The organism is Micromonospora sp. NPDC002411 (assembly GCF_053592955.1).
Genome location: NZ_JBSFBM010000308.1, coordinates 1 through 8,107, shown reverse-complemented (window position 1 = coordinate 8,107; position 8,107 = coordinate 1). Strand labels below are relative to the sequence as shown.

Sequence of the window (8,107 nt, the reverse complement as noted above, 5' to 3'; positions counted from 1 at the left end):
CTGGGCATCCGGTCCAGCTCCACGATGATGTACGGCCACGTCGACCATCCCGGGCAGTGGCTGGCGCACTTCCGGGTGCTGGCCGGGGTGCAGGACCGTACCGGCGGGTTCACCGAGTTCGTGGCGCTGCCGTTCGTGCACACCAACGCCCCGATCTACCTGGCCGGGATCGCCCGACCCGGGCCCACCTGGCGGGAGAACCGGGTGGTGCACGCGATGTCCCGGCTGCTGTTGCACGGCCGGATCGACAACATCCAGTGTTCCTGGGTGAAGTTGGGCGACGAGGGCACTGTGGCGATGCTCCAGGGTGGCTGCAACGACCTGGGCGGCACGCTGATGGAGGAGACCATCTCCCGGATGGCCGGCTCCGGCAACGGTTCGGCGCGTACCGAGGAGCAGTTGCGGGCCATCGCGACGGCGGCCGGGCGTCCGGCGCGTAAGCGTACGACCGCGTACGGTCACGCCAGATCCTGACGTCGAACCTTTCCCCGCCTCCGGCCGTACCACGCGATGCCGGCGGCGGTCGCGGCGAGGACCGCCGCCGGTGTCCCTTCGGGGCCCGGCGTCGCTGGACGGCACCGGACCCGACCGTCTGAGCGGGCGCGTTCGCGCCGCCGCCGGAAAGGTTGCCCATGACCAGTGATCAGCGGAAGCGGCAGTGGCCGCGACTGACCCGCCGGCAGACGTTGACCGCCGCGGCCAGCGCCACCCTCGGGGCCGCCGCGCTCACCGTGCCGGGCCTGTCGGCCGCGCAGAACGCCCCCGGCACGGCCGGGCGGGCCGACGAGCCGATCGTCGTGCATCTGCGCGACGCAAGCTCCGGAACGATGGACGTCTTCGTCGGTGAGACCCGGATCGAGGTACGCGACCGCGGCCTGGCGGATCGACTGCGGCGCGCCGCCCGGCGCTGACCCGACATCCCGCCCTGCCACCCTGTTCCCGCCCAGTGAGGTTGGTCCGCCATGTCTTCCCACCGCGAGGCCCCGGAGATAGCCAAGGATCCGGTCGCCGACAGCTCCGACCTGTACGCGTTCGTCAGCCCCGACAAGCGCGACACGGTCACGTTGATCGCCAACTACGTGCCGTTGCAGCTTCCCTCCGGGGGTCCGAACTTCTTCGAGTTCGGCGACGACGTGCGCTACGAGATCCATATCGACAACGACGGTGACGGCCGCCCGGATGTCACCTACCGGTTCGAATTCACCACCGAGATCACCAACCCGAACAGCTTCCTCTACAACACCGGCCCGATCGATTCGCTGGACAGCAAGACCTGGAACCGGCGCCAGTTCTACAGCCTGACCCGGGTGGCCGACGGTCGAGAGCACCGGCTGGCGCACAAACTGCCCTGCCCGCCGTGCAACGTCGGCCCGCTGTCGACCCCGAAGTACGCCGAGCTGGTCCGGCAGGCGACGTACTCGCTGTCCACCGGGGAACGGGTCTTCGCCGGCCAGCGTGCTGACGGTTTCTTCGTCGACCTGGGGGCGATCTTCGACCTGGGCACGCTGCGGCCGTTCCAGCAGCTGCACGTCGCCGGCAAGAAGATCTTCAAGGCCGAGGGGGAGCCGGTCAACGCCACCGACCGGATGAACGTGCACAGCATCGCCGTCCAGGTGCCCCTGGACCGGGTGCGTCGGCGCGCCAACCGGTACGGCGTCGGTGACCGGGCGTCGGTGATCGGGGTGTGGACGTCGGCGTCGCGCCGGCAGGTGCGGGTGCTCGGCGACCGGGGTGCGGCGGACACCGCCACCGGCCCGTTCACGCAGGTCTCCCGGTTGGGCAATCCGCTGTTCAACGAGGTCATCGTGCCGATGTCCAAGAAGGACCAGTGGAACTCGCTGCCGCCGTCGGAGGACAAGCGGTTCGCGCAGTTCGTCGAGCAGCCGGAGTTGGCAGCGTTGCTGCCGGCGCTCTACCCGGACGTCTTCCCGAACCTGGACAAGCTCACCAAGGCCAAGAAGGCCCGCGCCGACCTGGTGGCGATCCTGCTCACGGGCGTACCGGCCGGGCTGATCGACGGCTTCACCAACGCGACCGGCGACGTGCAGGCGGACATGCTGCGGCTGAACACCGCGATCCCGCCGACCAAGCGTCCGGACCGGTTCGGGGTGCTCGCGGGTGACCTGGCCGGGTTCCCGAACGGGCGGCGGGTCGGCGACGACGTGGTGAGCATCGCGTTGCGGGCGATCGCCGGGCTGACCGTCCCGCTGGTGGACAAGACGTTCCGCCCGGACGCGGCGGCTGCCGCGGTCACCCCGGGGTTGAGCGCCGCGGATGTGACAGCGCCGTTCCTCGGGAACTTCCCCTACCTGGGTACGCCGTACGACGGGTTCAACAACCCGTCGGCGGGGTCCTGATCGGCGCGGGGGAGAAGCGGATGCATGATCACGCGTACGGGCCGTCGGAGACCGGGAGTGTGGTCCTCGATCTGGGCGGCGACACCGGCGCCTTGATCGTCTACACGAGCCCGGATCTGCACGGTCGGGAGATCGAGATCAGCCGGGAGGAGGATGGTCGGGTCCACTCGGCGGTGCGTGAGCGCCGGGTGCGGGACGGCTCGTTCCACAGTGCGGTCTATCCCGACCTGCCGGCCGGAATTTATACCGTCTGGTGGGACGAGCAGACCTCTGCGGGGACGGTTTCTGTCCATGGTGGAGGGATAGCCGAGTTCGTGTGGCCCAGCAGCGGTTTCGGGGTCGCCAGCTGACCTCTCGACACCGATTTCCACGTCGCGCCCCGTCCACATTGTGGACGGGGCGTACGTGCTGTCCACTGCTCGACGGGCAGTCTGTGCCGCGCCGCGTTAACCTGTCCCCCACCAAGATCAGCTTAGTGATGGGGGTGTCTCGTGCTGCCCTGGCGGCGGCCCGTGGGGGGAGCGCCACGGCAGAAAAGTCGGGCAACTCGCCGGAGAGGGCGTTACTCGGCCGGGGTCTGAATCGATAGGGCAGGTTGCGAGGCTGGACGGCCTGGATGGCCGGCCGGGGGTGTCGGGAGGGCGACTCCATTATCAAGTTTGGCTTGACGGCGCACGCATTACACGCGTGTAATTTGAATGGGGTTGTTCGCACGGAACGCAACAAAACGGGACCGGACGGACAAGCACGCCTTTCGCGTGGGGGGTTGCAGCGGCGATGACGCCGGTGCGCGACAAGGAGGCATTTGATGGACGGCCAGCTTGAGGTGGCCGACCTGCTCGGAAACGCGCCGGAGTGGCAGGAGCGAGCACTGTGCTCGCAGACCGACCCCGAGGCGTTCTTTCCCGAGAAGGGCGGTTCCACCCGCGAGGCGAAGAGGATCTGTGGGCGCTGCGAGGTCAAGACCGAGTGCCTTGAATACGCTCTGGGTCACGACGAGCGGTTCGGCATCTGGGGTGGGCTCTCCGAGCGGGAGCGGCGCAAGTTGAAGCGGCGGGCCGCCTGAGCGGTGCGAGGTCGGGGCGGTGGGGGCCGCCCGACAGCGCACCCGGATGGCAGCTCTATCGGAGCAGGGTCCGGCCCGCGGGGGGTCGCTCAGCGCGGCGCACGGCCGGACTGCTCAGGCCAGCTCTTCGGGGTCTACCCCGAGGAGGTTCGCCACCTGCTCGATGATCACGTCGTGGACGAGATCGGCAAGGTCCTCACGGTCCATCGCCCGGAACTCCAGGGGCCGCCGGTACAGCACGATCCTCGGCGGCACCTCCTGCCGGCCCGGGCGACCGGGCAGCAGTCGGGCCAGGGGGACCTCGCCGTCCTCCAGGACGTCGGAGTCGTAGACGTTCAGGTCCGGTGGGACGTCCTCGACCGCGAACTCGACACCGGCCAACTCCTTGGCGAACCGACGCTCCAGCGTCTCCACCGTATCCAGGACCAGGTCGTCGAAGACCTCGGCCTTGGTCCGCGCCAGCGGCACGGTGGCCGGCACCAACCGCCCGCGCAGGCCGCGCCCGTGCCGGTCGCGGTGCGCACGCCGGCCGGAGCCGGGGCGGCGGTGTTCCGGACTCGTCATGAGGCAAAGGGTAGCGCCCACGTTGGGCTGGTCAGCGGCAGCGCCGCTCCCGTGGCGCGGCGTGCCCGGAACGGTCAACTGTGATCACCATGACGGGCGTGTCGCAACGCGAAGCGATGCGCCGGACCCGGTAATGGAGATACCCTGCCGCCGTGAGGTCACCACGGCGCTGCTCCCGTAACGGCTGCCCCCGGCAAGCGGTCGCCACATTGACCTATGTCTACAACGAGTCGACAGCGGTGGTGGGGCCGCTGGCGGCGTTCGCCGAGCCGCACACGTACGACCTGTGTGAGCCGCACGCCCGCAGCCTGACCGCGCCGCGGGGCTGGGACGTGGTCCGGCACGAGGGTGAGTTCGAGCCGCCGCCGCCCACCACCGACGACCTGGTCGCGCTCGCCGAGGCGGTCCGCGAGGCCGCCCGCCCGGCCCCCCGCCCGCCGGAGGAGCCCCACGACCGGTCGCACTCCGACCAGTCCCACTCCACCGGCCGCCGAGGCCACCTCCGCGTAATTCCCCCCAACCACTAACCCCTGGGCCCCCGCCCCTTCCGGCTGCCCTTCGGTGTTGATCAAGAGGTTTGCGTCAAGAACGCGCCGACTTCTGACCGAAAGCTCTTGATCAACAGGCGTGGGCGAGGTGGGTGCGGGGTGATCCACACCTGATCGGCGATGTGGCGGTGTCGGGGCTGGTTGATACCGCCTTATCGGCGACGTGGAGTGGATCGGTCGCACGGGTGCGGCGGCCTGGCTGGGGACGTTGGTGGGGCACCTTCGGCGCGTTCAGTGAGCGTTCTGGAAGCGCGCCGACATGTCTGACCGCCACACGCCGGTAGACCGCAGACATCGCCACGCAGCGTGGTTACCATCCGCCGCAACGTGCATCGAGCGAAGTCGCGATGTGCGCCTGGCGGGCGGGAGGCTCCGGTGGCGAACGAGGCGTTGCGGGTGGCGATGGCCGAGGCGGGGGAGACGGTCGAGTCGCTGGCGGAGAAGGTTCGCGTCCACCCCAAGACGACCGCGCGGTGGCTTGCCGTGGGGCACATCCCGCACGCGCGTACCCGGGTCGCGGTGGCCAAGGTCCTGTGCCGGGACGCGGCCGACCTCTGGCCGGAGCCGTTCCGCCGCCGTGACCTGCCGTGGTTCCGACCATGGGCCGAGCTTGAGCAGGACGCCATCTCGATCCGGTCCTATCAGCCGTTGCTCGTGCCGGGCCTGCTGCAAACCGAGGGGTACGCCCGCGCGGTGCTGGGCACCGGTGGACTGGTCCCACCGTCCGAGGTGGATCTGATCGTGGCGAGCCGCCTCGAACGGCAGGCGGTCCTCGGCCGCGATGCCCCACCGCAGCTCGTGACGGTGATCGACGAGGTGGTGCTGCGTCGGCTGGTCGGCGACCGCGCCGTGATGTCCGAGCAGCTGACCCACCTGGCGGCGGTCGCCGAGTGGGAACACGTGCAGGTCCGGGTCATCCCGGCCGACAGCCCGTGGCACACCGGTCTGGCTGGTCCCTTCGTGCTGGGTCGCCTGCCCGACGGGACGGAATTGGCGTATCTCGACAACCAGCTCCGCGGTCAGATCGTGACCGATCCCGCCGACGTCGCTAGCCTGGGACGCAGGTGGGAGAGCGTCACCGGCGAGGCGTTGCCCCAACGCCGGTCGACCGAGCTGATCAGGGAAGTGGCGACGACATGGACATGACCGACGCCCGCTGGCACACCGCGACCCGCAGCAGCAACAACGGCGGCGACTGCGTCGAGGTGGCCGCCAACCTGCCCGGTCGGGTGCTGGTGCGCGACAGCAAGGACCGCGACGGCGGCACCCTGGCCTTCGCGCCGGCCGCCTGGGCGTCCTTCGTCGAGGGTGTCCGTCGGCCCGGCCGCTGAGCCCGGGCCGCTGATCCCTGGCCGCCCGGCCGCTGGTCCCTGGCCGCCCCTGACCGGCCACTCGTCCCTGGCCGCCCGCTGATCCACTCGCGTTTTTGCAAAGCGCGGTATCCCGGCGCGCGGACACCCCGACTTCCCGGAAGGCGAGTGGATCGAGCCGCCCGGCACGCGAGCGGACCGAGCTGAGCGTGAGGACCGCCTGCACGGGCGGTGATGCGTCGGCCCCGATGCTCTTCTGGCGCTGCGGGTTTGTCATCGTGTCAGGCGTCCACGGCACCGACCCTGAGGAAGACTGATGCGCGCGCCCCTCCGGCCCCTCTCCCGGCGTGGACTACTCACCGGCACTCTGGGCGCGGTCGCCGTGCTCACCACGGGCGGCAGCCTCGCCGGCTGCGGCACCAAGGGCGCCCAGCAGACCGAGGCCGGCTGCGTCAGCGAGGACCTGTCCGGCACCGAGAAGAAGATCGCCTTCTCCAACTGGCCGCAGTACCTGGACGTGGACGAGACTGACGAGTCCAAGCGGCCGAGCCTGGACGAGTTCGTCGCGAAGACCGGCATCGAGGTCACCTACACCGAGGACATCAACGACAACAACGAGTTCTTCGGCAAGGTACGGAACCAGCTCGCTGCCTGTCAGAGCATCGACCGGGACATCATCGTGCTGAGCGACTGGATGGCGGCCCGGATGACCCGGCTCGGCTGGGTGCAGAAGCTCGACCCGGCGAGGATCCCCAACGTGCGGGCCAACCTGCTTCCATCGCTGCTCGACCGTTCCTTCGACACCGAGAACCGGATTTCGATCCCGTGGCAGTCCGGCCTCGCCGGGTTGGCGTACAACGGCAACGTCACCAAGGAACTGCGGACTGTCGACGAGCTGCTCACCCGCCCCGACCTCAAGGGCCGGGTCACGGCGCTCAGCGAGATGCGCGACACCATGGGCCTCCTGCTCTCCTCCAACGGGCACGACCCGGCGAACTTCACGCCCGCCCAGTTCGACGACGCGCTGAACAAGCTCAGGAAGGCCGTCGACTCCGGGCAGATCCGCAGGTTCACCGGCAACGACTACGCGCCCGACCTGGCCAAGGGTGACATCGCCGCGTGTATCGGCTGGTCCGGCGACGTCATCCAGCTCGCCGGCGCGGACGAGAAGGTCAGGTTCGTCGCGCCCGACTCCGGCGTGATGCTCTACAGCGACGACATGTTGGTGCCCAACAAGGCCACCCACAAGGCCAACGCCGAGCAGCTCGTCAACTACTACTACGAGCCGGCGGTCGCCGCGAAGCTCGCCGCGTACGTCAACTACATCTGCCCGGTCCGGGGCGCCCAGGCCGAGATGGAGAAGATCGACCCCGAGCTGGCGGCCAACCCGCTGATCTTCCCCGACGAGGCACTGCTGTCGAGGTCCACGGTGTTCATGACCCTGGACGAGAAGCAGGAGAGGGAGTACGAGGGCAAGTTCCAGCAGGTCATCGGAGCGTGACGAGGATGGCGCGGGAGACACCGGCCGGCGATCTGCGCCTGGCCGACCTGACCAAGCGGTTCGGCACCCGTACCGCTGTCGACGCCCTCGACCTGACGATTCCCCAGGGCTCCTTCTTCGCCCTGCTCGGTGCCTCCGGCTGCGGCAAGACCACCACCCTGCGGATGATCGCTGGTCTGGAGCAGCCGACCAGCGGTCAGGTGCTGCTCGGCGACCGGGACATCGGCCGGCTGCGGGCGCACCAGCGACCGGTCAACACCGTCTTCCAGAGCTACGCGCTCTTCCCGCACCTCGACGTCTTCGAGAACGTGGCCTTCGGGCTGCGTCGACGCGGCATCCGCTCGGTGGACGACGAGGTCAACCGGATGCTGTCGCTGGTGCAGCTCGACGGTTACGGCAGCCGCCGCCCCGCCGAACTGTCCGGCGGTCAGCAGCAACGGGTCGCGCTGGTCCGCGCGCTGGTCAACCGGCCGCAGGTGCTGCTCCTGGACGAGCCGCTGGGCGCGCTCGACCTGAAGCTGCGGCGGCAGATGCAGATCGAGCTGAAGCGCATCCAGACCGAGGTCGGCATCACCTTCGTGCACGTCACCCACGACCAGGAGGAGGCCATGACCATGGCGGACACGGTCGCGGTGATGAACGCCGGCCGGATCGAGCAACTCGGCGCACCCGCCGACCTGTACGAGTTCCCCGCCACCGCGTTCGTCGCGAACTTCCTCGGCCAGTCCAACCTGCTCGCCGGCGAGGCCACCGGCGTCAGC

At 69.6% G+C, this 8,107-nt stretch carries 10 protein-coding genes and 1 pseudogene; 10 read left to right on the top strand and 1 reads right to left on the bottom strand.

All coding sequences use genetic code 11. The features are described 5' to 3' along the window. The 5 genes and pseudogenes from fbiC to ACWCO3_RS27595 all read left to right on the top strand — a co-directional run. A pseudogene (gene fbiC / locus ACWCO3_RS27615) lies at positions 1-474 on the top strand (7,8-didemethyl-8-hydroxy-5-deazariboflavin synthase); the annotation flags it as partial. Between the two features lie 158 nt (positions 475-632). Next, positions 633-911 carry a hypothetical protein gene (locus ACWCO3_RS27610; RefSeq protein ID WP_450012805.1) on the top strand — a complete coding sequence of 93 codons (279 nt, stop codon included), beginning with the start codon at positions 633-635 and terminating at the stop codon, positions 909-911. Positions 912-962: 51 nt separating this feature from the next. Beyond that, positions 963-2,357: a DUF4331 domain-containing protein gene (locus ACWCO3_RS27605; RefSeq protein WP_450012803.1), complete on the top strand. Its 1,395-nt coding sequence runs from the start codon at positions 963-965 to the stop codon at positions 2,355-2,357. A 20-nt stretch (positions 2,358-2,377) separates the two neighbouring features. Continuing rightward, the gene (locus tag ACWCO3_RS27600; RefSeq protein ID WP_358161828.1) at positions 2,378-2,707 is read left to right on the top strand and encodes a phospholipase; all 330 of its coding nucleotides are present in this window, start codon (positions 2,378-2,380) and stop codon (positions 2,705-2,707) included. A gap of 458 nt (positions 2,708-3,165) precedes the next feature. Continuing rightward, entirely contained in the window at positions 3,166-3,423 is a 258-nt protein-coding gene (locus ACWCO3_RS27595; protein ID WP_088986255.1) for a WhiB family transcriptional regulator, read from the top strand. 114 nt (positions 3,424-3,537) lie between these two features. On the opposite strand, the gene ACWCO3_RS27590 is transcribed toward ACWCO3_RS27595, so the two are convergent. Further along, complete coding sequence (locus ACWCO3_RS27590) at positions 3,538-3,987, bottom strand: metallopeptidase family protein (RefSeq protein WP_145786394.1); 450 nt, start codon at positions 3,985-3,987, stop codon at positions 3,538-3,540. A 152-nt stretch (positions 3,988-4,139) separates the two neighbouring features. Between ACWCO3_RS27590 and ACWCO3_RS27585 the strand changes: the two genes are divergently transcribed. From ACWCO3_RS27585 to ACWCO3_RS27565, 5 genes are all read left to right on the top strand, one after another. Continuing rightward, positions 4,140-4,514, top strand: a complete 375-nt coding sequence (locus ACWCO3_RS27585; RefSeq protein ID WP_088986253.1) for a DUF3499 domain-containing protein — start codon at positions 4,140-4,142, stop codon at positions 4,512-4,514. Positions 4,515-4,937: 423 nt separating this feature from the next. Next, positions 4,938-5,681: a DUF5753 domain-containing protein gene (locus ACWCO3_RS27580; RefSeq protein ID WP_450012807.1), complete on the top strand. Its 744-nt coding sequence runs from the start codon at positions 4,938-4,940 to the stop codon at positions 5,679-5,681. Then, positions 5,672-5,866, top strand: coding sequence for a DUF397 domain-containing protein (locus ACWCO3_RS27575; RefSeq protein ID WP_145786395.1), 195 nt, complete (start codon positions 5,672-5,674; stop codon positions 5,864-5,866). Before ACWCO3_RS27580 ends, ACWCO3_RS27575 begins: the two co-directional genes overlap by 10 nt. A 295-nt stretch (positions 5,867-6,161) precedes the next feature. Then, positions 6,162-7,346 carry a polyamine ABC transporter substrate-binding protein gene (locus ACWCO3_RS27570; RefSeq protein WP_145786396.1) on the top strand — a complete coding sequence of 395 codons (1,185 nt, stop codon included), beginning with the start codon at positions 6,162-6,164 and terminating at the stop codon, positions 7,344-7,346. 5 nt (positions 7,347-7,351) lie between these two features. After that, on the top strand, positions 7,352-8,107 hold a 756-nt coding region (locus ACWCO3_RS27565), incomplete at its 3' end, for an ABC transporter ATP-binding protein (protein WP_450012800.1).